The organism is Mucilaginibacter roseus (genome assembly GCF_021215455.1).
In the GTDB taxonomy this organism is placed as follows: Bacteria; Bacteroidota; Bacteroidia; order Sphingobacteriales; family Sphingobacteriaceae; genus Mucilaginibacter; species Mucilaginibacter roseus.
The window spans coordinates 513710-539678 of the sequence record NZ_JAJPWV010000001.1 but is presented as its reverse complement, the minus strand read 5'-3'; the positions used below and the strand labels follow the sequence as shown (position 1 = coordinate 539678).

Genomic DNA, 25969 nt, shown 5'->3' with positions numbered 1-25969 from the left:
TATTTTATCAGCCTTGGAATAAAAACAGGAACTATTACTAAATAACAGCCAACAAAAAAGGCAGCATGGTAAAACCATCCTGCCTTAAATTATGCTTGTGATCGTCAGCGTCAAAAAACATCAGGTTGTTTTAAGCTCCTTATTTCTGCGGAAGATAGACATCAGGAAGCCGATAACCATAATTACCACACCCGCCCACAGGAAGTTGATGTACGGGAATTGTATGGCCTTTAAAACTATAAATTGCTTTTTGCTCTCAGGTTGCTGATAAACCGTGATCTCAAACTTTTGCTTTTCAGGCAGTATTTTGCTGATGCGAAGTTTGAGTCCGGCATCTTCCAGTTTCTTAGGGAAGTCAAACGCGCTGCCGTTCTTTATCATGTAGATAGGCTCGGCATTAATGGTGCGGCCGTGGGTAATTACCTCCAACTGCGCGCCGACAGCCACGTCCTTATCAGTTAATGGTATGTTCTGTAATTTGGCTTGCTTGTTCACGCCCTTAAACACGATCACGCCATCGCGGTAACGAATAGTATCGCCCACTCCTACTTCATGCGTCATTGGGGCATCGTAATTCTTGTCATCATCCTGCTGCTCGTCATGCCCGCCTTTTTCCTCTTCGGGTTTGTTTTGCAGCACGTTGGTCATGGTAACGTGGGTGTACAGGTCGTACGTCAGGTAATGTTTGGTATCCGGAGATGACGACATGCCATCCTGCGATTGTATCACGTTAGGGCGAAGCACAAAATTTTCTACCAGCTTGCCATCCTTATCTTTACGCTCGTAAGCGATGTTGAAAAGGTGTTGCGCGCCTTCAATGGTGTCACCCAAAAAGGTAACCGAGTAGCCATTCATCTCGATAGGCTCATTGCGGTAAAGCAGCACATTCTCACGAGGATTTTCTTCCTTAGCGAATTCGGCGCTGTATTGTTCGCCGGTATTGTTTTCAGATACTACCTTGCTGGTTCCGGCTGCTATTACAGCACCTACCAGCATCAACCCGAAACCAATATGCGCCACTGCTGACCCGGCCAGTTTAAATTTGCCTTTCAATGCTTCCGCTAATATTTTACCATTAGCCATTATGCTATATAGCGATGTAAATATGACTACCAAGTAAAGGTATTGAAGCTTGCTCAAGCCAGCCACAAAAAATATCAATACAGTAAGTAAGCCGGCAAAACCCAGATACACAAAGTTTGTAATAACAAAAACCTTCGAATCTGTTTTTTTATACTTTAAGAACTGTGTTAAGCCAGTAAAGAACATAATAACAACCGCGAAGCATGCTTGTATGATGTTGTAATGCTTAACCACATTGGTTGGCGGAGCAAGTTCGGTTCCAAACATCTTATTCCATACCGGAAACGAGGTGACCACTATCAAATGAAAACAAGCCAGCGCCAAAAACACCGCACCCACAAACATCCAGAATTCGCGCGAGTAAGTGTCCTCATCTTTTTGGGTGATAGGCAACTCTTTCCATCGTACAACCAAAAAGTAAATTGATAACACAAGGAATATAATGATAGCAAGTACCAGGTGCCAGAACATCCCTAAATCGGTAAACGAGTGTACAGATGATTCGCCCAGTATGCCGCTACGTGCCAGGAATGATGAATACCATACCAGCACAAAACTTATGAGCACTAAAAACGTAGCTGTAAAGTAGGAATGACCGGTATTTTTAAACACGATCATCACGTGCAAAGCAGCCACCAAGGTTAACCACGGGAATACCGAGGCATTTTCTACCGGGTCCCAGGCCCAAAAGCCACCAAAGTTAAGCGACTCATACGCCCAGAAAGCACCCATAATGATACCGGTACCCAATATCATGGCAGAGAATAAGCCATAAGATAAGGCTGGTTTAACCCAATCCTTATAACGTTTTTGCCATAAACCGGCTATAGCATAAGCAAACGGTACTACTACAGATGCAAAACCCAAAAATAGCGTTGGCGGGTGTATCACCATCCAGTAGTTTTGCAGCGTCGGGTTCATGCCGCGGCCATCTTTGATGAACGACAGGTAATCCGGATTTTGGAATATCGGTCCCTCCATGGCGTTACGCAATAGCAAAAATGGCGAGCTGCCTATGCGGGCTCCAAAAATATCAATACCAAGCACCATGGTGCCCAGTATAGCTTGCGAAAGGGCAATTACCGTCATCACCGGTTTTTCCCATGAGCCGGCCTTGCGTATCAGGATATTACCCAGCACCGCCTGCCAGAACATCCACAGCAAAAAGCCGCCCTCTTGTCCATTCCAAAAGCCTGATATTAAGTAATATACAGGTAACGAACGTGAGGTGTATGACCATGCGTAGTGATACTCAAAATAATGGTTATACAGTATCATGAAAAGGCATACGCCCATACCCACAATAGCCAGCGAGTTAAGCCAAAAGCCTACTCGGGCCAGTTTGTGCCATGATGTATCCTTGTTTAGACTTTCTTCGCGGGTTGCAAAAAAGTAACTGATGAAAGATATAAGCGCACCGCCAAATGCCAGTGCTACAAATAAACGTCCTAAATCGCCAACAAATAAATGTTCATTCTTAAAAGCAATATCCATTAAACTACAGGGGCAAAAAAATTAAAGGTTAGCGGTTTTTGGCGTAGCCTCGGCTACGTTGAGTTTATTGTCGTTATACTTCGACGGGCATTTCATCAAAATTTTTGACGCATGAAACTCGTTGCCCTGCATTTTGCCGGTAAGCACCAATTGTTCTGAGCGCTCAAAATCCTGCGGCTTGGTACCTGTGAATATTACTTTACATTCCTTGCCGTCCTTATCCTTCATAAAAAACGAAAAATAGTTAGCATCCTTGGTAGCATCGTAATACAGTTCTTTGCCTTTATTAAGCTGGCCAACCACGTGCAGTTCGGCCTGGGTTTCGGTAGCTTCAGTGAAGGTACCGTATGTGCTTGAATTTGAATAAGTACTAATAACCACCGCGATGGCAATGGCTATAATGATTATTCCGAAAATTGAACTTTTTTTCATTTGCGGTTTACACTTTGTAATTCGAGGTTACAAAAATACGAAACGGGCAGCTAATAATGTTTATTGTAGGGGATATATACTATTTAGAATCATTATCAATAAATCTTCATGTTAACAATGTGTAAAAAGCTTGACTGGCGTTATTTTCAGCTTTCGCCTTAAAACCCTAATTTCGCCATGTTAAAAAGAGAGGGATAGCATTGGATTATTTAGCGGGATTAAACAGGGAACAGCGTGCTGCGGTTGAGCAAACCGAAGGACCAGTGATGATTATTGCAGGTGCCGGATCAGGCAAAACCCGGGTAATTACTTTCAGGGTGGCGCACCTTATAAATAAAGGCGTTGATGCCTTTAATATATTGGTACTAACCTTTACCAATAAGGCCGCCAAGGAGATGCGCGAGCGTATAAATAACCTGGTTGGTGCCGATGCAAAAAATATATGGATGGGTACCTTCCACTCGGTGTTTGCCAAGATTTTGCGTGTTGAAGCTGACAAGATTGGCTACCCGAACAACTTCACTATTTACGATACCGACGACAGCAAAAGCGTTTTGCGGGCCATCCTCAAAGAGATGAACCTTGACGATAAGCTGTACAACGCCAACTTTGTATATAACCGCATATCAGCAGCCAAAAACAACCTGGTATCGTGGATGGATTACCAACAGAACACGCAGATACAGGCTGATGATTTTAGCAGCGGCCGTGGCCATTTGGGCAAGGTGTATGAAAATTATGCTAAAAGATGCTTCCGTGCCGGGGCGATGGATTTTGATGATCTACTCTTCAAAACAAACGAATTGCTGCGCGATCATCCGGACGTATTGAACAAGTACCAGCATAAATTTAAATACCTGATGGTGGATGAGTATCAGGATACCAACTTTTCGCAGTACCTGATCGTAAAAAAGCTGGCAGCCGTTACCGAGAACCTGTGTGTAGTGGGCGACGATGCACAGAGTATCTACGCTTTCCGTGGTGCCAACATCCAAAACATTCTCAACTTTGAGAAGGACTACCCGGACCTGAAAGTGTTTAAACTGGAGCAGAACTATCGCTCTACTCAAAACATAGTTAATGTTGCTAACAGCATTATCGCCAATAATAAGGAACAACTTAAGAAAAACGTATTCTCTGAAAAAGAAACCGGCGATAAAATAAAGGTGATCCGCGCTTTCAGCGATAACGAGGAAGGTAAGATCATAGCTGAAGAAATTATGCAGCGCCGCACCACCAACGGCCTCAAGTGGAACGATTTTGCCATACTTTACCGCACCAATGCGCAATCGCGCTCGATGGAGGAAGGTTTGCGCAAACTGAATATACCTTATAAGATATATGGCGGCCTGTCTTTTTATCAGCGTAAAGAGATCAAGGACCTGATAGCCTATTTCAGGCTAACCTTTAACCCCAATGATGAGGAAGCACTGAAACGTGTGATCAATTACCCTAAACGCGGCATTGGCGATACCACGGTAGATAAGATTATCCTGGCAGCCGATCAGCACCAGATCACGCCGTGGGAGGTGATCCTCGCTCCTTCTAAGTATATCGACAAAAGCCCTGCATCACTGCCAAACTTTGCTACCATGATTCAGAGTTTCCAGGTGATCGCTAAAAACCAGCTGGCTTATGATGCCGCTTTGCACATTGCGCAGCATTCCGGTGTATTGAAAGATCTGTATGAAGATAAATCTGTAGAAGGTTTAAACCGTTATGAGAACATTCAGGAATTATTAAACGGTATAAAGGAATTTCAGGAGCGTGAGGATATTGAGGAGCGCGGACTGGATGTATTTATGCAGGATGTAGCCTTACTTACCAATGATGATAACGATAAGAACAAAGATGCCGACACGGTATCGCTCATGACCATCCACTCATCAAAAGGCCTTGAATTCCCGAACGTGCACGTGGTGGGCTTGGAGGAAAACCTGTTTCCGTCGCAAATGTCGCTTAACTCCCGCAGCGACCTTGAGGAAGAACGCAGGTTATTTTATGTAGCCATTACACGTGCCGAGCATAAACTCACCATAAGTTATGCTACATCGCGCTTTAAATTTGGTACGCTGATAAATTGTGAGCCAAGCCGCTTTCTGGATGAGATAGATGCCAAGTACCTGGAGCTTGATTTTACCGCCAAGCCCGCACCGTCATCCGGATCATTTAATAACGAGCGGGCCGCCTGGAGCCGCGGCGGCGGAGATACTTTTTCCAAGCCCAAACCGGCATCGGCACCCGTTAAAACCACATCAGTTTTAGCTAAGGCCCACGTGCCCTCGCCTGACTTTAAACCGTCTGACACGTCGAACCTGCAGGTAGGTATGGAAGTTGAACATGAACGTTTTGGCTTTGGCAAGGTAATCAGCTTAGAGGGTAATAAACCAGATGTAAAAGCCACCATATTTTTTAAAGAGGTGGGCCAGAAGCAGCTTTTACTTAAATTCGCAAAACTTCACGTTTTAAATTGAAGAAAAATATATCTCACATTTCCCATATTTGTAGAATATTATCTACAATTGGGGAACGGTATTTCAAGCCAGAGTTACATTTTAGTTAAATAATGCCCCTTTTTTAAAATGGCATTGAGTTTGGAATATAAATATTTAAACAACCCTTTCCCCTATAAACTATTGAGATATATTAGGTATGAGCGAGAAAAAGAAAACAAACAAGTCAATCGGAAAAAACATCCGAATATTACGTCACCAACGTGGCTGGAGCCAGGAGGACGTAGCTAACAGATTAGGCATATCAATACCCGCCTTTTCAAAAATTGAAACAGGTGTCACGGACATCAACCTGTCACGTCTCGAGCAAATTGCCAATATTTTCGAAGTAGCGGTAGTTTATCTGCTTGCAAGCGATATTGAAGAAACCGAACCGGAGCCTTCAAACTTAAGCGTTGCACAGAAGAAGCTCCTTGAGCGTGAAAATGAAATAGCAACATTGCAGCGTAAAGTGATTCTTTTGTACGAAGAATTGCGCGCCAAAGCCTGATATTGTTTATAAATGCCTACAAAATGCCCTGTTTTTATACGAAACAGGGCATTTTGCATTTTAAGCACCGGTTAATTAGTATGCTGAAACGAACAAAAATTAATTCGGCTTACTTAGCAACCGGTTAAACATGCTTGCTTGGTAGTTTTTGGTTTGAATATTGTATCGTTTTACCAAAATAGCGATTAACAATGTCAAACTACCTTATATCTATAGCTAACCATGAAACGGCTGCCGGTGGCATCATTCACGATCCGGCGAGCAAGTTAAAAGTAAGGGTATTCGATGTATTGAAATCGAAATTTAAACCCAGCAAAGGCGAAATGCGTTTTTTTGTAACCGCTAACGACGAAGTTTTAGCGTTTGAAACTAAGGGCTACAAAAAGCACCGCGAATTGTTAATTCTGCAAATGATATCGTGGTATTGCAGTTACTTGGGGTTATTTGAGGCGCGTATTTATCCTAACTGGCCTTAATCGAGCGCATCCCTAGCCGGGTTGTGCAACATATCGCTCATTTCAATAATACGCGAGTCGATATCTGTTACACATTTATCCATCATCCTGATACACTCATCCTGCGCTACCAAACCTTCTCGTTCCAGGTTCATTAATCCTTTAAGCGTAGCTATAGGCCCTCTAATTTGATGTGAAAGATAAGACGAGTATTCGGACAATTTACGATTCTTAACCTGAAGATCCTTTGTCCGTTCATCAATAATTTCCTCCAAGTGATGATTAATCCTGTCCAGATTGTCTTTTTGTTTGGACACTTCAGCGTTCAGTTCCGTAAGTTGCGAATTGGTTTTAGCTTTACGTTTAACATTACCTACCAGCAACCCTACTACTACCAAAAGCAGTATAGCCACTATGGTAACGCCAAAAAACCGTTGCTTATCATACGCTTGCCTTTGTAATAACAAGGCGGCCTTCCGCTCTGTTTCCGCCTGCTCAAACTGCTTTTGTATCAGGTTGATTTTGGTTGACTCGTTAGATTTGTGCAAGGTGCTGTCCTGCCGGTATATCGCCTGCAAGTAGCGTAAAGCCTTCTCGTAATTCTTACGCTTAAACTCCAGCTGGTAATTGGTATACTCGTAATCGTAAATCAGTTTTTGATCTTTAATAATGTTTGAATAGGTTTTACCTTCTTCCACTACCCTAACCGCGTCAGCAAATTTATCTTTTGCTATGTATAACGATGCAAGCGTTAAATTAATACTGGCAACGGTCTGGTTAAGATCATGCCGCTTAGCTGCATCATTGGCCTGCAGCAGCAATTTCTCCGACTTGCCATAATCATTAAGGTAAAAGTAAATTACACCCTTGTTTTGGATACACTTAATTATGTTCACCGTATCCTGTAGTTCAGAAAATATAACACTGCTACGGTTATAATAATCAAGCGCCTGGTTAAAGCTTTTTTGCCGGTACTTAATGTTTCCGATATTGAGGTATAACGAAGCTATAAGCTCCCTATCCTTAAGCTTTAAAGCTATTGTAAGAGACTTGTTCAGATAATTGAGAGACTGTTCATAATCGTTGTCCCTAAAAAGGTTACCAATGTTGTTATAAACCTTTGCCTCGCTTTGCAAATCATTTATACGCCTGAAATACTCCAGCGCCTTAAGGTAATTATCTATTGATTTTTCAGCCTCGTTCAAATAGTAGTACCCTATACCTAACACCCGGTACGATTCGCCCATACCACGCACATAATTAAGCTTTTTTGAAAGGTCAAGCGCGCGGTTAGCGTTGGCTAAAGTTTGTTCGGGATCGGTAAGCCGGCTATCGTAACCCTGCTTATTAAATTTGATAACCTCACTGGTATCCTGAAGCATAACATTTGTACCGCTAAATGCGTAAACGTTAAAGCCCAAAGTAAACAGGATTAGGAAGAGAAGGTATCTATTCATCAAACACTCTTATACGGCCTTTATTACCGAAAGTTATAAAAATAGCAATAAAAGCCTTGTTGAAAACTTTTTTTTAAAATTCTTGAGCATTGCATAAACATAGGTATATTTGCAACTGTTAAATAATTGACTAACAACACATTATATGATAAAATAATATTTAGAAAAATATGCAGCAATATCAGCGGTTTGTTTAAATGAAACACATCCGCGGGGTAAGCAAGTTGTTCGTTTAATCTGAGCGAAAAAAACGAGAAAGCATTGGTATGAATATTATATTAACTATAGATTAAAATATAAATTATATGAAATTTTTATTTTTTATTACAGCAATTTTATTAGTTATTGGTTCATTTTCTTTGAATGCCAATTCTAAGGTTACTCAAAAAAATGAGCAAATCGGCGCATCACTAAGCAAATTGAGTGGATTTAAAAAAGATATAAGCGTAGCCGACTAATACTTAACTATACAATTTTAATAAGCAACGAACATGAAAAAGATCGCCATAATTATAGCTATAGCCACCGTAGGCGCAACTTCACTTACATCTTGTAAAAAAGAAGCTAAGCTGCGAATAGAAGCACCAGCCAAAACACTGGCCGGCTTTAAAAAAGACATTAGCGTTGCAGACTAAACATTTGTACTACAAAAACTTATAAAACAAATCATCATGAAAAAGTTAGCATGGATATCATTGATAGCAGTGGGTGGATTTTTAGCGTCATGCCAAAAAAAGCATGAGCCTAAGCCCCAGGCGCCTCTTCATGTACTGATTGGATTTAAGAACGACATCAGTTCAGCCGATTGAAATAACAAATATAATCATATATAAAAAATATTTATTACACAAAGACTATAAAATTTAAAATATACAGATATGAAAAAGATATTCTTAGCAAGCGCACTGGCTTTAGTAACAGTATTCACCTCGGTATCAGCAAACACTACCAATGCAGGTGACAAGAAAGACGTATCGTCAGCAGACTATAAAGTAGGCGATAAAAAGGATGTAAGCTCAGCAGATTTCACTAACGCAGGTGATAAAAAAGATGTGTCTTCAGCAGACTAATTACAACACACAACTTACAGATAATCAATATACAACAACAATAAATACCCCAATAAAAATACAGATCATGAAAAAGTCAATCATAGCAGCAGCATTAGTTCTTTCAACCGTATTCTCTTCAGTAGCAGCAACAGAAAACAAGGCCGGCGATAAAAAAGACGTGTCATCAGCAGACGCTAAAGCAGGCGACAAAAAGGATGTTTCTTCAGCGGATTTTACCAATGCAGGTGATAAAAAAGATGTGTCGTCAGCAGACTAATTACAATACACAACTTACAGATAATCAACATATAACAACAAGTAGACACCCAATAAAATACAGATCATGAAAAAGTCAATCATAGCAGCAGCATTAGTGCTTTCAACCGTATTCTCTTCAGTAGCAGCAACCGAAAACAAGGCCGGCGATAAAAAAGACGTGTCATCAGCAGACTCAAAAGCAGGCGATAAAAAGGATGTTTCTTCGGCGGATTTCACTAAAGCAGGCGATAAAAAAGATGTGTCTTCAGCAGACTAATTACAATACACAACTTACAGATAATCAACATACAACAACAAACAAACACCCAATAAAATACAGATCATGAAAAAGTCAATCATAGCAGCAGCATTAGTTCTTTCAACCGTATTCTCTTCAATAGCAGCAACAGAAAATAAAGCCGGCGATAAAAAAGACGTGTCATCAGCAGACGCTAAAGCAGGCGACAAAAAGGACGTTTCTTCGGCGGATTTCACTAACGCAGGTGATAAAAAAGATGTGTCTTCAGCCGACTAATTACAATATACAACTTACAGATAATCAACATATAACAACAAGCAGACACCCAATAAAATACAGATCATGAAAAAGTCAATCATAGCAGCAGCATTAGTGCTTTCAACCGTATTCTCTTCAGTAGCAGCAACCGAAAACAAGGCCGGCGATAAAAAAGACGTGTCATCAGCAGACTCAAAAGCAGGCGATAAAAAAGATGTAAGCTCAGCAGATTTCACTAACGCAGGTGATAAAAAAGATGTGTCTTCAGCAGACTAATTACAACACACAACTTACAGGTAATCAACATACAACAACAAACAAACACCCAATAAAATACAGATCATGAAAAAGTCAATCATAGCAGCAGCATTAGTTCTTTCAACCGTATTCTCTTCAGTAGCAGCAACAGAAAACAAGGCCGGCGATAAAAAAGACGTGTCATCAGCAGACGCTAAAGCAGGCGACAAAAAGGACGTTTCTTCAGCCGATTTCACTAAAGCAGGTGATAAAAAAGATGTGTCTTCAGCAGACTAATTGTAACGTGAGGAAGATTTTTAAGCATTAGACATTTCAGAACGATGAAAAAATACTTTATAGCAGCTGCCATCATACTTACATCAGGCATAACTGCATGGTCATTTAACAAGAAAAACGACGTACCTGCCGAGAATACTATTAAAATAGAAAAGGCTCGTTTAAACGAGAAAGCTCCGGGCAGTACTATACATGATATATCAACTGCTGATTGATATCAGTACCTATATATAATTCCGGCGGCGCAACGCTGCACGGTTATTGAAAAACGGCATGGTTTAAAAGCAACTTACGCTATATTTGCTGCAAATACATTTATTTATGTCAGTCATAAAAAATTATGTTGCACAGCATGAGCAGCGAATGCTTGATGAACTGTTTGATTTACTGCGCTACCCGTCTGTAAGCGCAGACCCAAAATATAAAGCCGACGTTTTAAAAACAGCTGACTTTGTTGCAAAGAAGCTAATTGAAGCCGGCGCCGATAACGTAGAAGTATGCCAAACAGCCGGCTACCCTATTGTTTACGGAGAAAAAATTATTGATGCCAATAAACCAACGGTTTTGGTTTACGGGCATTACGATGTACAACCGCCTGACCCACTGGAACTGTGGGAAACACCACCGTTTGAGCCCACCATACGCGACGGTAAGATATTTGCCCGTGGCGCGTGTGATGACAAAGGCCAGTTTTATATGCATGTAAAGGCTTTTGAGCTGATGATGCAAACTGACGGCCTGCCCTGCAACATTAAATTTATGATTGAGGGAGAAGAAGAAGTAGGTTCAGACAACCTGGGCGATTTTGTTAAGCAGAATAAAAACAGGCTAAAAGCCGACGTTATATTAATATCAGACACGGCCATGATCAGTATGGAACACCCGTCTCTTGAAACCGGTTTACGTGGCCTCTCCTATCTTGAGGTTGAAGTTACCGGTCCTAACCGCGATCTGCACTCCGGCGTTTACGGCGGTGCAGTTGCCAACCCGGCCACTATACTGGCTAAAATGATTGCTTCACTACATGACGAAAATAACCGCATAGCCATCCCCGGTTTTTACGATGATGTAATAGATTTGAGTAGTGCCGAACGTGATGCCCTAAACAGTGCGCCTTACGATGATGCGGAATATAAAGCCGACCTTGGCGTTAACGAACTTTGGGGCGAAAAAGGTTATTCCACCTTTGAACGTACCGGTACCCGCCCTACCCTTGAGGTAAACGGCATTTGGGGTGGCTACATTGGCGAAGGTGCCAAAACCGTATTGCCATCAAAAGCAAGTGCCAAAATATCTATGCGTTTGGTGCCCAACCAGGGTTCAGCTAAAATAACCAAATTGTTTACTGATTATTTTTTGAGTATAGCTCCGGCCACAGTTAAAGTAAAAGTAACCCCGCACCACGGCGGCGAACCGGTGGTTACGCCAACTGATAGCATAGCCTACAAAGCGGCACAACAAGCCATTGCCGAATCATTCGGGAAAGAGCCTATACCAACCCGTGGCGGCGGCAGCATACCCATCGTAGCATTATTTGAAGCAGAGCTTGGCATAAAAACCGTATTGATGGGCTTTGGCCTGGATAGTGACAACCTGCACTCACCAAACGAAAAGTATGATATTGCCAACTACTTTAAAGGCATTGAAACTATACCGCTGTTCTTTAAGCATTTTGCTGATTTGAGCAAGTAAACGTGACCTTATATATGAATGAAAGGCTCCTGATGATCGTCAGGAGCCTTTTTGTTTATTCGATGGTAAACCTTTCACAATTCGCTAAAAAGTTCTCATCGGCATCTGCGCCAATTCCGGGTACATCATCTATCTTCAAATAATATCCGTTATATTTTACGCCGCCTACACATGGGTCGGCCAGGTGCCCAAGCATACAGGTGTCCATATCATAAAATTTAATATTCGGGCTTGAGTAGGCAAAGTGCAGCTTAGCGCTCAGGCCAATACGGCTTTCGAGCATGCCGCCCATCATGCACGGTATATTGTGCAGGGCTGCTACATCATGAATCTTTTTCGCTTCGAGCATGCCGCCTGATTTGGAGAATTTAATGTTAATATAATGGCATGATCCGCTTTCGATCTGTTTACGTGCATCATGATGATTATACACGCTTTCATCAGCCATAATTTTTACAGACGATTGTTGCATGAGTTCGGGCAAGCGGTCGTCATACCAGGTGCGCATAGGCTGCTCGCAAAATTCTATATTATATGGTGCTATGCCATTTAGTGCTAAAACAGCATCGTCAAAACTCCAACCCTGATTGGCATCCACGCGAATGCGCATACTATCTCCCACAGCATTGCGAATCTGTTTTATGCGCTCAACATCCGTGAGCGCGTCCTTACCCAATTTTACCTTTAATATAGTAGCACCGGTAGCCTTAAAATGCGCAGCCTTTTCGGCCATGGCTTCGGGTATACCAATACCTATGGTGATGTCAGTTTCAATATCTCGTACCGCACCGCCTAAAAATTTGTATAGCGGTAAGCCTGCGTTCTTGGCGGCAATATCAAAAAGGGCCATATCAAACGCGCTCTTGATGGTAGTATTACCTGCGGTAAAACTATGCAGTTGCTGCATACGGGCTTCAATATCCAGGGCGTTGTTACCAACCCATAAACGGGCAAATTCTTTTGCCATAACCAGGCAGGTATCCTGCGTTTCGCCTACAATCATCGGGAAGGCCGAGCACTCGCCCACCCCATAAAAACCCGCATCGGTATGCACCCGGATAAATACATTCTGTGCATGATCCATTGTGCCGGTAGCTATACTAAATGGCTCCATTGGTATATTGAAGCGGTAAATGTTTATCCCGGTTATGATTATTTCCTGTTTCAAAGTGGCAGAGTTTATCTGCTAAAATAAAGTAATTAAACTTACAGCCCTAATAATGTTATTTGTACATTAACACATTTGCATTATATTTGCGTTACTACAAGAAAAATTATTAATACAACTTGTCATTTTTAGTCAGGCTGCTGTTTAAGCGCCAGGGGCTACATTAAATTTTCATTCATAATAATACATGGCTTATACCAAAGCGCCTGCCGAGTTTGATTATAACTCTACAAGGAACAAACTAATATTGACCGAATATGGCCGTAATGTGCAAAACATGGTCAAATATATCTGCAATCTTGACAGTAAAGAGGAACGTAACCGCTACGCACAGGTGGTTATTGATTTGATGGGTTTTTTGAACCCTCACCTGCGCGATGTTGCCGACTTTAAGCATAAACTCTGGGATCACCTGCACATTATATCTGATTATAAGATAGATGTTGACTCGCCCTACCCAAAACCAACCCCCGAGTCAATCCACATAAAACCTCAGCCGCTTAACTATCCTAACCAGCGCATACGCGCCAAGCACTATGGCAAAACCATTGAGCTGATGATAGAGCGTGCCAAAGCCATTGAGGAACCTGAGCGTAAACGCCACATGGTACAATCAATTGCCAATTTCATGAAAATGGCTTATGTGCAGTGGAACAAGGATTCGGTGTCTGACGAGATCATACTGGCTGATCTGGCAAGCATGTCGCGCGGGGAGCTTAAGCTTGATGATAATGTTAACCTGAATAAGGTTGAGTACCGCACCAACCCGGTTAACAACCAAAACAACCGCGGAAAAAACAATAATCAAAACAACCGCGGCCGCAGCAATAACAATGGTAGTGGCGGCCAACGCAACAATAACCAAAACAACCGTAACCGCAGTAATGGCGGCGGGCGTAAATTTTAAGCGTTAAAAACTTCAGGCTTTTTTTATTTTTGAACCGAAAAACTTTTTAAGGATGGGCAAGGTATTAACCTTGCCATATCTGTTTATTACCAACACTAATTTATGAAGAACGCATTTGAAATAATTGGCGGCAAAAAGCTTAAGGGCGAAATTGTACCACAGGGCGCAAAGAACGAATCGCTGCAGATACTTTCAGCTGTACTGCTAACCGAAGAAAAAGTTACCATAAGCAACATACCCGATATTGTTGATGTTAACAAGCTGATAGAATTATTGGGCGATATGGGGGTTGCCATTGAGCGCCTCAATGACGATACCTACACCTTTGAAGCCAAAAACATTGACCAAAACTTCTTTCAGTCTGAAGCATTTAAGGCTAAAGGTGGTAGCTTACGCGGTTCTATCATGATTGTTGGCCCGCTGCTGGCCCGTTTTGGCAAGGCTGCCATCCCGAAACCGGGTGGCGATAAAATTGGCCGTCGCCGTTTGGATACCCACTTCCTTGGTTTTGAAAAACTGGGCGCACGCTTTAACTACGATACTACAGAAGAATTTTTTAATGTTGACGCGTCGAACCTACAAGGTACTTATATTTTGCTTGACGAAGCCTCGGTAACCGGTACCGCCAATATTGTGATGGCGGCTGTATTAGCTAAAGGTACCACTACTATTTATAACGCCGCCTGCGAGCCTTACCTGCAGCAGCTTTGTAAAATGCTTAACCGCATGGGTGCCAATATCAGCGGCATAGGTTCAAATTTGCTTACCATTGAAGGCGTTGAACGCCTGGGTGGTACCGAGCACCGTATGCTGCCGGATATGATCGAGATTGGCTCGTTCATCGGCCTTGCAGCTATGACCGGTTCAGAGATCACCATTAAGGATGTTCAGTACAAAGAGTTAGGTATTATACCTGAGGTATTCAAGCGCCTGGGTATTAAAATGGAGCTCCGTGGCGATGACATCTTCATCCCGGAACAGGATCATTATGAGATTGATACCTTTATAGATGGATCAATACTTACTGTTGCCGATGCGCCGTGGCCGGGCTTTACGCCTGACCTGTTGAGCATTGTGCTGGTAGTAGCCACACAGGCTAAAGGCTCGGTGCTTATACACCAAAAAATGTTTGAGAGCCGTTTGTTCTTTGTTGATAAGCTGCTGGATATGGGCGCCAACATCATACTTTGCGATCCGCACCGTGCTACCGTTATAGGCTTGGATAAACGTATACAACTGCGCGGTATCTCCATGACCTCGCCTGATATTCGTGCCGGCGTATCGTTATTGATCGCTGCCTTATCAGCAAAAGGTAAATCAACCATTTATAATATTGAACAAATTGAGCGTGGCTATCAGCATATTGATAAAAGGCTTATCGCGTTAGGCGCCGATATAAAGCGTATCTAAATAGACTTTTAGTTACTTTACCAGGGGGCTGAACTGTTGATTTGAGTGGGATGATGAGTTGATTACCCCACCGTCAGCAGTTCGGCCCTTTTTATTATTTGGAAGATAACAGACTTAAATATTAACTTTATCAAACCAGTTTTAACCACCACGCATGATCTACAGGAATAAGCGGGCCGAGTATCACAAGTTTGTACTGATATTTGTGCTCGTTAAGGTAGCGCTTAACTTGTTAGCCATTTCAAATTTCGGTTTTCACCGCGACGAATTGCTGCACCTTTCCCTGGCCGATCACCTTGACTGGGGCTTTAAGGAAGTGCCACCCTTTATTGCGCTGCTTGCCAAAATATCATTAGGCCTGTTCGGTGATTCTGTATTTGCTTCCCGCCTTTTCACTACCATTGCCAGCGGCATCATCATCTGGCTAACCGGCATGATCACCATTGAACTTGGCGGTCGTAAATTTGCCATTGCTATAGCCTGCCTGTCCATGATATTTGCGCCGGCATTCGCAGCCAGTGGCTACTTGTTTCAGCCTGTTGTGTTCGATCAGTTGTGGTGGGTTTTAGCGGCCTGGTGTATAGTAAAGTACGTAAACACATCGTCCGTTATATTTTTATATGGCTTTGGCTTAACTACAGGCGTGGGTATGCTCACCAAATATACCATGGCCTTTTTTGCTGTGGCATTAGTATTATCCGTATTAATCAGCAGGCAGCGTAAACTATTGTTCACCAAGCATACGCTTGGCGCGGCCTTGTTAGCGCTGATTGTTTTTTTGCCAAACCTGATATGGCAGTGGCAGCATAACTTCCCCGTATTGCATCACATGAGCGAACTGCGCGAAACGCAGCTTGAATATATTAAAGCAGGCGATTTTATAGCGCAGCAATTGATGGTAAATGGTATAGCGCTGTTTGTATGGTTAACCGGCTTTGTGTTTTTGCTGGTATCGTTCAGGCTTCGCAAGTATCAGTTTCTGGCATTTGCCTATATACTCATCTTCATTTTTTTAGTGCAGATGAATGGCAAAAGCTATTACCTTTTTGGCGCCTACCCTATGCTGTTCGCGGCCGGTGGCTGCGGGTTTGACCGACTGTTTAAAACAGCCGGAAATCCGTTACGCGCCGTAGCTATCGTAATGGTAACCTTGCCCAATGTAATACTCTTACCAACTGTTTTACCGGTATTGCCGTTGCAGCAAACCGTAAAGGCTATCAGCTTTACTAAAAGTATGGTACCGGCCTTAGATTTTTTAACCCGGTGGGAAGATCAGCAACAACATGCCACCACACAGGATTACGCCGATATGCTGGGCTGGGATGAAATGGCTAAACTTACTGCCAAAGCCTACCACGGTTTAAGCGATCAGGCCAAAACGCAAACACGCATCTTTGCTGAAAACTACGGACAGGCGGGAGCCATTACCGTGTATGGCAAACGGTTTAATATTCCTCAGGTAATATCCCTAAGCAGCAGCTTTTCGCTTTGGGCGCCCGACAGCCTGGTACCCAAATACCTAATTTATATTGCCGAGAATGAAGATGGCGTGAAAGAACTACAGCCCTTTATTGAACGCTATGTTAAAATAGGCACTATCAACAATCCGCTGGCGAGGGAAAAAGGTTCGGGCGTGTATTTACTGTATAACCCGCAGCCATCGCTAAACCAACGCTATCAAAAAGAACTTGCTGAACTTAGAAAGTAAAAGATTAAGGCAGCTTTAGAACGTTTTCTATTTCTATAAACTTTGGCGGGGCTAAGTTTTTAATCTTTGATATTCTAAGTATTTTTTGCAATATGTCGCGCTCAAAAGTCAAAACACTATCCCTCATTGCCTATCTGTGTATTGTGCTGAAAGGAGAAATGATTGGATTGCCATTTTTACTATGGCTACCTTTATCCTTATTTGACTTTTGGAATATCGATCAGTTACTTTCTCTTTTAGCCATCGTCGCATTATTCATAATTATCACCCCTAAAGAATCAAGACCTGCAAAACGTATCAGGATTGACTTATTATGCTTTTTATTATTAACACTACCAATAATAGGCCGCTTAATAGCTGTACCATTAGAAGTGTTCAACTACTTAGCATTCATAATTCCTGTAGCGTTGTTTGTTATTCTGTATTTGGCTTCTTTATTTCTTGATCCAAAAGATTTTTAATGGTTTAATAAATTTCGCTTGTACTTTTTTAGGCTAATTATTAACAGACTACTTACTCTAACTCGATCCGCAATCACCCTTCCGAAATCCGCAATCTACCTCTACGCTGATATAGCGTTAATAATATCGTACTGCGTAATAATCTCTGCGTTTCCTTTCTCATCGGTTACCAACACGGCGATGTTATCCTTATTGATCATGGATGATATGCGATCAATCGACGTATTCAAATCAACATAAGGGAACGGTGCCGTGGTGATATTTTTTACAGGCTGCGATTTAAGGCTTGGGCTTTCAAGCAGGGCATCCAGAATATCGCTTTCGGTTACCTTGCCAATAATATTGCCATGCTGCGTAACCGGTATTTGCGAAATATTGAGTGTTTTGATGGTATTGATGGCCTCGATAACCGTTTTTTCGCTATCGATAGTAATAATCTCGGCGCTCTCTTTTTTGCTGATGATGTCGCGAGCGGTGAGTTTATCGTCCTTTAGAAAGCCACGGTCGCGCAGCCAGTCGTCATTGTACATTTTACCCATGTAACGTGAGCCATGATCGGGGAACACAATCACCACCACGTCGCCCTCTTTAAACCGGTCCTTCATTTGCAGCACACCCGCCACTGCCGAACCGGTAGAATTACCAGCAAAGATGCCTTCCTTACGCGCTATTTCGCGTGTCATCAAAGCGGCATCTTTATCGGTTACTTTTTCAAAATGGTCTATCAGGCTAAAGTCTACGTTTTGCGGCAGAAAATCTTCGCCGATGCCTTCAGTGATGTAAGGATAAATCTCATTCTTATCAAAAACGCCGGTTTCCTTGTATTTTTTAAATACTGAACCATAAGTATCAATACCTAACACCTGTATAGCCGGATTTTTCTCTTTGAGATAACGCGCCGTGCCTGAAATGGTGCCACCTGTGCCCACGCCTACTACAAGGTGCGTTATCTTGCCTTCGGTTTGCTCCCATATTTCCGGGCCTGTTTGCTCGTAATGTGCCTGTGAGTTGGACAGGTTATCATACTGATTTGGCTTCCATGAATTTGGCACCTCACGCTCCAGGCGTGATGATACCGAGTAGTACGAACGCGGATCTTCCGGGTCGACATTAGTAGGGCAAACAATCACCTCGGCGCCAAAGGCTCGCAAGGCATCAAATTTTTCTTTCGACTGCTTGTCGGTACTCGTAAAAATACATTTATAGCCTTTTATAACGGCTGCTATAGCCAGGCCCATACCGGTATTACCGGATGTACCTTCTATTATAGTGCCGCCGGGTTTAAGCTTGCCACTTTTTTCAGCATCCTCTATCATTTTAAGCGCCATACGATCCTTAATTGAATTACCCGGATTAGTGGTTTCAATTTTAGCCAGAACAGTTGCCGGAATGTCTTTTACAATTTTATTAAGTTTAACCAGCGGCGTATTACCAATAGTTTCGAGGATGTTGTTATACCACATAAAAAGTGTTTTGTATAGCAAAGCTATAGATTTTATCAGATTTTAATAAATCAAATATCACATAAGGGATATATAAACTAACCCTATCCCGTATAATTAGTTTCAAAACAACGCGTACAAACGGTATATTAGGTGCGTTACCACGAGCCTTTACCCACAATGAGAAAACTTTCATTATTATTACTTCTCCTGATTTCGATAAATAGCCTGGCGCAGCAAAAACTAACTCAAAGCATCAGGAACAGCCAATACACCTACTACTATAAAATAAGCGATGACGATGTGGCGGACCTTTACCTGCATCCGGATAAAAAACCTACAGATAAAATTTTAAAGCAAAAGGTAGATTCCATTTTAACCAAGAATCAGGCATTTCATAAGCCCAAATTGCCATACGGTAATTATGTGAAGGTTTACGCAACCGAGAATAGGTTGATGTTTACCCTGCTCGAAAAGCAAAATGTTTCCATGCAACTGCTGTCTCAGGATAAACAGATTGAATTTTTGTTGACGGATAAAAACGGCACCATAATTACTAACGCTGCCGTAACTAATAACGGCAAAAAGGTATCCTACAACCAAGCCAAAGGGCTTTACTCGGTTAATCCGGCAAAGCAGAATGTTATAAAAGTAATATATAATGGCGTTACTAGTTTTTTAAACCTCAGTGAGCATGAGGTCAAAAAGCAATTCTTTTTAACACGATGGTTTAAGGGGCTCTTTTCAAAGAAGCCAAAACAGCGATATCACAGCTATAACCAACATGCGGATTATCCGGGTTTTGTAGTGCTTAATAAACCAAAATACAAGCGTGGCGATACGGTAAGATTGAAAGCATTTATAGTTGATAAAAAGAGTAGAAAGCCGTTTAAAAACAAACCTGTCCTGGTACGCCTAGCAGATCAATATGGGGATGATGACTTTAAAACACTGGCTACCATAAACAGCTATCGCCCGGGGATGTATGAGTATAGCTTTGTGCTGACCGATAGCCTGGATATCGACCTGGATGATACCTACCAGATCATACTCACTGACACAAAAAAACTGCAGAAGAAAGACAATGAAGATGACGACGATGATGATGAGGAAGAAGAATTAGAGGAGAGCGAAAAAAATCACTTACAATTTGTAAGCACAAAGTTTGAGTACGAAGAGTACGAGCTAAAAGCCATCAACTTTACTGTCCGTACCGACAAAGAATCGAATCAACCGGGAGATACCCTAAACCTTTATTTAAAAGCTACCGACGAAAATGGGTTACCGGTGCCTGATGGCCGGGTAGACTTGCTTGTTAAAAGCAGTTTTATTAACAATTACAAAGTCGATCACGCTTTTGTGCCTGATACTTTATGGAAGCATACCGTACAACTCGACCCGCTGGGAGAAACTAAGGTTACCATTCCCGGTTCTATATTTCCACCGGTAAGTATGTCATATTACATCGAGGCTGACTTTCTTAATTCATCAAATGAACACCGCTCCCAAACTAAGTATCTAAATTATAAGGCGGATAATTACCAGATAAAAACTAAAGTAAACGGTGATACGCTGAAAATAGACGGCTATATGCACGGCAAGGAATCACCATTAAAAGCGACGCTTTTTGCTATCAGCAATAACGATACCCTTAAAAAGCAAAGCCTTGTATTACCGGCACGCATAACCATTGATCCATACGTAAGCGATTACCTTATTATAGCTGATAGTACCCAAACCAATTTCATTTTAACAAGTGAGGAAAGTGGAATAACTATAACCGGTGAACGTACGGCCGACTCAGCAAAAGTTGCGGTTAAAAGTAAGCGTAAATTACATTTTTGGTATAGCATTTACCTTGATGATAAACTGCTTGAACGTGGCGAAGCAGACTCACTTCAGTATAAAAAGCGTATCAGTTCAAAGGGTAGCATTACGGTTTTTGCCTACTATTTGTGGGGTGGCCGTTTACAAACCAGCAGGCAGTCTTTCATTAATTACGATAAATCACTCAAGATTGATGTACAGCAACCCATGACCATTTATCCCGGCCAGAAAGTTACCACTGAGCTTACCGTAACAAATAACAAAGGTAAGCCTGTTGCCGATGCTGATATTACTGCCTGGTCGCTTACATCAAAATTTGAGGAATACAGCGCTCCATCAGTGCCTTACTTCGGCAAGTTTGGCAAAGCACCTTACTTTAATATGCGATACCAAAGCCTGCGACTTGACAATACGCAGTCGCTCGTGCTTAATTGGAAAAGATGGGGCAGTGAAATGGGACTGGACACCATAGAATACTATAAATTCACCCATCCTGATACCATTTATACAACAACAGAGAAAACCGTAGACAACATAACGCAAATAGCGCCCTTTGTTGTAAAAAATGGCGACATACTACCTGTGCATATTGTTTACATTGATAATACTCCGGTGTATTTTTCACAAACGGAGGACCTGAAACGCTATAGTTTCAGGGTTGACTCCGGGATGCATGATATACGCCTACGCACGGATAAGATGGATATAGAGGTTAAAGATGTGGTGATAGCGCATGGAAAGAAAACCATTTTCAGCATCAATGCCGATTCGACGCTAAAGCGCTTTGACATTTTTATAAATAAAGCACCGGACACATTGATGAACGACGAAAAGCGGATGCTGAACAATTACCTGATCAGCGTAGAGAATACTTTTAAAATGCAGCTGGCAACGCTGCAACAAGGCGAAAGGGTGTACTTACTTAATCCGGAAGCTAACGGACGCAGCCGGCAGCGGGTTTTAACCGGTCCAATTGCGCCAAATCTGGCTACCTACAAACTCGGCGCCGAAAAGGATCAAAACTTTATTGCCGAAACAGGTTATAACTATACCTTTTTACCGGGTTTATTAAAGCAAAAAAGTTTTGATGGTAACCCTTACAATAAAAAGCTAAATTACGGAGATGCTGCGGTTGACTACACACAACTGGCGCTTACGCCTACCGCGATTGACACGCTTTGGCAAAACTATTTGGACAGGCGCAGCCAAACGACTAATCTCTTTGAAAACCCTTATGTTCCCATAGAAAAAAACGGGAGATTGAAAATTAAATTCGCTGCCGAAGAAAAACTCTTTGTAAAAAACATATTGATTTATAAGAATAATGATATTGAATTTTTAAAGATATACCGGGGTATAGAGCGAGACTTCGGCAACCTGGAACCGGGTAAATACCGGTTGATGTTCTTGTTGAAAGGGGACGAATATTTTGTACAGGAAAACATTATTGTAAAACCCCACGGCGCAAATTTATATACCATAGCGATTAAAGCTCACCCGCGCGACTCGGTAAGTATAAAAATTAACCAAGTGATACAGCAGCGTACAGGCATGTATAATAACACCGATAAAGAAATCAGGAATGACGCCTTACTGATTAAAGAAACATTCAACGAAAAGTACACCGAGATCAAAAACTTCACTAACGTCATTACCGGAACAGTCATCGATGCAAAGGATAAAGCTCCTTTACCCGGCGTTAGTATATTGGTAAAAGGCACTAGACACGGGATGGTCACCGATTCCAAAGGTAATTTCAGTCTTACGGTACCCAAAACCGGCAAGATAACGGTAGCATTTATCGGTTACATTACAGAAGAGTTCACGATTAGGCCCGGGGATAATTATGTTTTAACGCTAAACGAAAGTTCGAATCAACTTAACGAGGTAGTTGTATTGGGCTATGGTGCGCAAAAAAAACAAAGCTTAACGGCAAGTACATCTGTGCGCACCACCGGGTTTTATGGTGCGTTACAAGGAAAAGTGGCCGGCTTATCCATAACAAATGTTTCACCTGGAAGCGGATATACTATACAAGTAAGAGGCGCAAATACGGTTACTACGGGTGCCAATCCGCTTGTGGTAGTTGACGGTAAAGTAATAACGGAGGCTGAATTCAACGGCATAGACAAAACCGAAATCGGGGATATTTCTGTTTTGAAAGATGCAGCGGCCATGGCTATTTACGGTGCCCGTGCCGCCAATGGTGTTATAATTATAACCACCAAAAAGAAACAGGCAGCTGATGAAGCCGAAGCCCATCTGGCCGCGCAAAACGGTGGCAATACGCTGCGTAAAAACTTTAAGGATTATAGCTACTGGCAGCCAAGGTTAACTACAGATGCCAACGGCAAAGTCAGCTTCACTACCGTGTTTCCGGATGATATCACCAACTGGCGTACATATTTTATCGGCATAAGTAACAACATGGAAACCGCGCTTGTAGAGGGCAGCATAAAATCGTTCAAACCTGTAAGCGCTTCCTTAATTACGCCGCAGTTCGCTGTTGAGGGCGATAAAATGAACATCATTGGCAAGGTGATGAATTATAACCCCACCCCTGCCACAATGCAACGCACGTTTAGTTATAACGGTAAACCTTTAAAGCAGGATTCGTTATCGGTAGTCAACTCAAAAATTGATACATTGGCTATAACCGCTTCAGCTAATGATAGCTTAACTTTTGAGTACGCCCTAAAACGTGCAAATGGTTACAGCGATGGCGAGCAACGTAAAATACCGGTTGTTAAGCCCGGCGTACAGGAGACCAAAGGTATTTTTGAAGTATTGCGTGGCGATACCAGCGTGAACCTGAAGTTTGATGCCACCCTTGGTAAGGTAACGTTCCGGGCTGAGGCATCAGCCTTGCCCGCACTGATTGAGGAGACCGATAAGCTGCGCGAATACCGCTACCTGTGCAACGAGCAACTGGCCTCGAAACTGAAGGGATTGCTTAGTGAAGAACGGATCAGGAAATATCTTAAACAGCCTTTTACACGTGAAAAAAATATCCTCGAGATCATAAAAAAACTAAACGAAAACAAAAAAGGCAGCGGCCTTTGGGGATGGTGGAAAGAAAGCGACGAGGAGATGTGGATCAGCCGGCATGTTTTTGAGGCCTTGCTGGATGCCGAAAAAGCCGGTTACGGCACCCATTTTGACAAGCAGAAAATCACCCAATACTTGTTACTCCAGGCTGATAGGTATAACACCTATGACAGACTTAATGTAGTTGAATTGCTGCTCAAACTCGGGGCAAAGGCTGATTATAAAAAGTACATAGCTACTATTCAAAAAGAGCAATCGGCATTAAAATATGTTTCAGTATATAATAGATACCGGCTAATGCTAATTAAGCAAAAAGCCGGGCTGCCTGTTAACGTGGATGAATTGTTGAGCGGCAAGAAAACCACCATGTTTGGCAATGTCTACTGGGGCGAAAACAGCAGTTATGCGTTCTTTGATAATTCTGTACAGTTAAGCATACTTGCTTACCAACTTATTAAAAACTCGGGCAACAATCAGGCTTTGCTTGACAGGATAACCGGTTACCTGCTCGAACAACGTCGTGATGGCGGATGGCGTAACACGTATGAATCGTCATTAATATTGGAAACTATTTTGCCTGATTTAATGAAAGAGCAGAAGGGCCTTAAACAATCTAAATTGGTGTTAGCCGGCGGTAAAAATGAAACCGTTACCACTTTCCCTTATTCTGCGACGTTTGACAGCCAGGCACTAAGTATCAACAAAACCGGCACCTTACCGGTGTACATTACCGGTTACCAACAATTTTGGAACAGCAAGCCTGAAAAGGTAAGTAAAGATTTTACCGTGAATACCTGGTTTGAAAACAACGGCGATAAAACTGTTAACTTAAAAGGCGGCAAAAAAGTTACACTGGTAGCTGATGTTACCGGACGTGCCGATGGCGAGTTTGTAATGATTGAGATACCAATCCCCGCCGGATGCTCGTACGAGAGCAAAACGCAATCGTGGCGTAACAACGAAATACACCGCGAATACTTTAAAGAAAAGGTGAGCATATTTTGCCGCAAGCTTAAACAAGGGCAGTACAAATTCGAGGTTGAACTTATGCCCCGCTATGATGGGGAATACACCCTTAACCCGGCAAAGGCCGAGCTGATGTATTTCCCTGTGTTTTATGGGCGCGAGAGCCTGAAAAAAGTGAGCATCGGCGGTAATTAAAACCGCAGGTGCTTAACTGTAAGACCGTTGTTAATAAGTTGCTTTAACGATTCGATACCAATTTTAAGGTGTGTTTCCACATAGCCTTCAGTAACTTTCGAGTCGCTTTCGCTGGTTTTTACACCCTCGGGTATCATTGGCTGATCAGACACCAGGAGCAGCGCGCCGGTAGGTATCTTATTAGCAAAGCCGGTTACAAACACGGTTGCGGTTTCCATGTCAACAGCCATGGCGCGTAGCTTTTTAAGGTAAGCCTTAAACTCTTTATCGTGCTCCCAAACGCGGCGGTTGGTGGTGTAGCAGGTGCCGGTCCAATAATCGAGCGACATATCACGGATGGTGGTAGATATTGCTTTTTGCAACGAAAACGACGGTAGCGCAGGCACCTCGGCAGGCATATAATCATTTGACGTTCCTTCGCCCCTTATGGCGGCTATAGGTAATATCAGGTCGCCCACGTTATTCTTCTTTTTAAGGCCGCCGCATTTACCTAAAAATATTACGGCTTTAGGTTTGATGGCCGTGAGCAAATCCATCACAGTTGCAGCAACCGGGCTGCCCATACCAAAATTGATGATGGTGATGTTGCCGGCGGTAACACTTTGCATTGGTTTATCTAAACCCATTACCGGTGCATCATCATTCCACTGCGAAAACAATTGGATATATTTTGAAAAATTGGTGAGGATGATGTACTGCCCGAACTGGTCAAGCGGGCGGCCGGTATAACGCGGCAACCAGTTGGCCACAATAGCGTCTTTAGTTTTTAAACCGCGGCGTATCGGGCTCTCTACCTCTTTTACCTTCTTTGCATTCTCAACAATGTCTTCGTCTTTCTTTACTACGGTTTCTTCATTCAT

At 42.4% G+C, this 25969-nt stretch carries 24 protein-coding genes; 18 read left to right on the top strand and 6 right to left on the bottom strand.

Features of this window, described 5'->3' with window-relative positions:
* Window positions 1-120 precede the first annotated feature (120 nt).
* On the bottom strand, window positions 121-2577 hold the full coding sequence (gene ccsA / locus LT679_RS02330) for a cytochrome c biogenesis protein CcsA (protein ID WP_232175304.1): 2457 nt from the start codon (window positions 2575-2577) through the stop codon (window positions 121-123).
* A gap of 21 nt (window positions 2578-2598) precedes the next feature.
* On the bottom strand, window positions 2599-3009 hold the full coding sequence (locus LT679_RS02325; protein WP_232175303.1) for a cytochrome c maturation protein CcmE domain-containing protein: 411 nt from the start codon (window positions 3007-3009) through the stop codon (window positions 2599-2601).
* A 200-nt stretch (window positions 3010-3209) separates the two neighbouring features.
* Between LT679_RS02325 and LT679_RS02320 the strand changes: the two genes are divergently transcribed.
* The 3 genes from LT679_RS02320 (at window position 3210) to LT679_RS02310 (ending at window position 6488) form a co-directional block, all read left to right on the top strand.
* Window positions 3210-5483, top strand: coding sequence for an ATP-dependent helicase (locus LT679_RS02320; protein WP_232175302.1), 2274 nt, complete (start codon window positions 3210-3212; stop codon window positions 5481-5483).
* A gap of 178 nt (window positions 5484-5661) precedes the next feature.
* Window positions 5662-6012, top strand: coding sequence for a helix-turn-helix domain-containing protein (locus LT679_RS02315; protein WP_232175301.1), 351 nt, complete (start codon window positions 5662-5664; stop codon window positions 6010-6012).
* Window positions 6013-6203: 191 nt separating this feature from the next.
* Window positions 6204-6488 (top strand): hypothetical protein, encoded by a 285-nt coding sequence (locus LT679_RS02310; RefSeq protein ID WP_232175300.1) that lies wholly within the window; start codon window positions 6204-6206, stop codon window positions 6486-6488.
* Here LT679_RS02310 and LT679_RS02305 read toward each other — a convergent pair.
* Window positions 6485-7924 (bottom strand): tetratricopeptide repeat protein, encoded by a 1440-nt coding sequence (locus LT679_RS02305; protein ID WP_232175299.1) that lies wholly within the window; start codon window positions 7922-7924, stop codon window positions 6485-6487. The two genes, LT679_RS02310 and LT679_RS02305, sit on opposite strands and share 4 nt — an antisense overlap.
* Window positions 7925-8229: 305 nt before the next feature.
* Between LT679_RS02305 and LT679_RS02300 the strand changes: the two genes are divergently transcribed.
* The 10 genes from LT679_RS02300 (at window position 8230) to LT679_RS02255 (ending at window position 11977) form a co-directional block, all read left to right on the top strand.
* The gene (locus tag LT679_RS02300; protein ID WP_232175298.1) at window positions 8230-8382 is read left to right on the top strand and encodes a hypothetical protein; all 153 of its coding nucleotides are present in this window, start codon (window positions 8230-8232) and stop codon (window positions 8380-8382) included.
* A gap of 33 nt (window positions 8383-8415) precedes the next feature.
* Window positions 8416-8559, top strand: a complete 144-nt coding sequence (locus LT679_RS02295) for a hypothetical protein (protein WP_232175297.1) — start codon at window positions 8416-8418, stop codon at window positions 8557-8559.
* A 243-nt stretch (window positions 8560-8802) separates the two neighbouring features.
* Window positions 8803-8994 carry a YfaZ family protein gene (locus LT679_RS02290; protein WP_232175296.1) on the top strand — a complete coding sequence of 64 codons (192 nt, stop codon included), beginning with the start codon at window positions 8803-8805 and terminating at the stop codon, window positions 8992-8994.
* Window positions 8995-9061: 67 nt separating this feature from the next.
* Window positions 9062-9253, top strand: a complete 192-nt coding sequence (locus LT679_RS02285; protein ID WP_232175295.1) for a hypothetical protein — start codon at window positions 9062-9064, stop codon at window positions 9251-9253.
* Between the two features lie 66 nt (window positions 9254-9319).
* Complete coding sequence (locus tag LT679_RS02280; RefSeq protein ID WP_232175294.1) at window positions 9320-9511, top strand: hypothetical protein; 192 nt, start codon at window positions 9320-9322, stop codon at window positions 9509-9511.
* 66 nt (window positions 9512-9577) lie between these two features.
* A complete protein-coding gene (locus tag LT679_RS02275) occupies window positions 9578-9769 on the top strand; it encodes a hypothetical protein (protein ID WP_232175293.1) in 192 nt (63 codons plus the stop codon).
* A gap of 66 nt (window positions 9770-9835) precedes the next feature.
* A complete protein-coding gene (locus LT679_RS02270; RefSeq protein WP_232175292.1) occupies window positions 9836-10027 on the top strand; it encodes a hypothetical protein in 192 nt (63 codons plus the stop codon).
* A gap of 66 nt (window positions 10028-10093) precedes the next feature.
* A complete protein-coding gene (locus LT679_RS02265) occupies window positions 10094-10285 on the top strand; it encodes a hypothetical protein (protein ID WP_232175291.1) in 192 nt (63 codons plus the stop codon).
* Between the two features lie 44 nt (window positions 10286-10329).
* Window positions 10330-10500, top strand: coding sequence for a hypothetical protein (locus LT679_RS02260; RefSeq protein ID WP_232175290.1), 171 nt, complete (start codon window positions 10330-10332; stop codon window positions 10498-10500).
* A gap of 106 nt (window positions 10501-10606) precedes the next feature.
* Window positions 10607-11977: a dipeptidase gene (locus LT679_RS02255; RefSeq protein ID WP_232175289.1), complete on the top strand. Its 1371-nt coding sequence runs from the start codon at window positions 10607-10609 to the stop codon at window positions 11975-11977.
* Between the two features lie 55 nt (window positions 11978-12032).
* Here LT679_RS02255 and LT679_RS02250 read toward each other — a convergent pair whose 3' ends face one another.
* Window positions 12033-13133 carry a mandelate racemase/muconate lactonizing enzyme family protein gene (locus LT679_RS02250; RefSeq protein WP_232176051.1) on the bottom strand — a complete coding sequence of 367 codons (1101 nt, stop codon included), beginning with the start codon at window positions 13131-13133 and terminating at the stop codon, window positions 12033-12035.
* A 199-nt stretch (window positions 13134-13332) separates the two neighbouring features.
* Here LT679_RS02250 and LT679_RS02245 point away from each other — a divergent pair, with 199 nt between their 5' ends.
* The 4 genes from LT679_RS02245 (at window position 13333) to LT679_RS02230 (ending at window position 17631) form a co-directional block, all read left to right on the top strand.
* Window positions 13333-14052: a DUF4290 domain-containing protein gene (locus LT679_RS02245; protein ID WP_232175288.1), complete on the top strand. Its 720-nt coding sequence runs from the start codon at window positions 13333-13335 to the stop codon at window positions 14050-14052.
* Between the two features lie 102 nt (window positions 14053-14154).
* Window positions 14155-15462, top strand: a complete 1308-nt coding sequence (gene murA / locus LT679_RS02240) for a UDP-N-acetylglucosamine 1-carboxyvinyltransferase (RefSeq protein ID WP_232175287.1) — start codon at window positions 14155-14157, stop codon at window positions 15460-15462.
* A gap of 154 nt (window positions 15463-15616) precedes the next feature.
* Window positions 15617-17170, top strand: a complete 1554-nt coding sequence (locus LT679_RS02235; protein WP_232175286.1) for an ArnT family glycosyltransferase — start codon at window positions 15617-15619, stop codon at window positions 17168-17170.
* Between the two features lie 92 nt (window positions 17171-17262).
* Window positions 17263-17631: a hypothetical protein gene (locus LT679_RS02230; RefSeq protein WP_232175285.1), complete on the top strand. Its 369-nt coding sequence runs from the start codon at window positions 17263-17265 to the stop codon at window positions 17629-17631.
* A gap of 101 nt (window positions 17632-17732) precedes the next feature.
* Here LT679_RS02230 and LT679_RS02225 read toward each other — a convergent pair whose 3' ends face one another.
* The gene (locus LT679_RS02225) at window positions 17733-19094 is read right to left on the bottom strand and encodes a pyridoxal-phosphate dependent enzyme (RefSeq protein ID WP_232175284.1); all 1362 of its coding nucleotides are present in this window, start codon (window positions 19092-19094) and stop codon (window positions 17733-17735) included.
* A 159-nt stretch (window positions 19095-19253) separates the two neighbouring features.
* On the opposite strand from LT679_RS02225, the gene LT679_RS02220 reads away from it, so the two are divergent.
* Window positions 19254-25109, top strand: coding sequence for a carboxypeptidase-like regulatory domain-containing protein (locus LT679_RS02220; protein WP_232175283.1), 5856 nt, complete (start codon window positions 19254-19256; stop codon window positions 25107-25109).
* On the opposite strand, the gene LT679_RS02215 is transcribed toward LT679_RS02220, so the two are convergent.
* Window positions 25106-25969, bottom strand: a complete 864-nt coding sequence (locus tag LT679_RS02215) for an AMP nucleosidase (protein ID WP_232175282.1) — start codon at window positions 25967-25969, stop codon at window positions 25106-25108. The genes LT679_RS02220 and LT679_RS02215 overlap by 4 nt on opposite strands.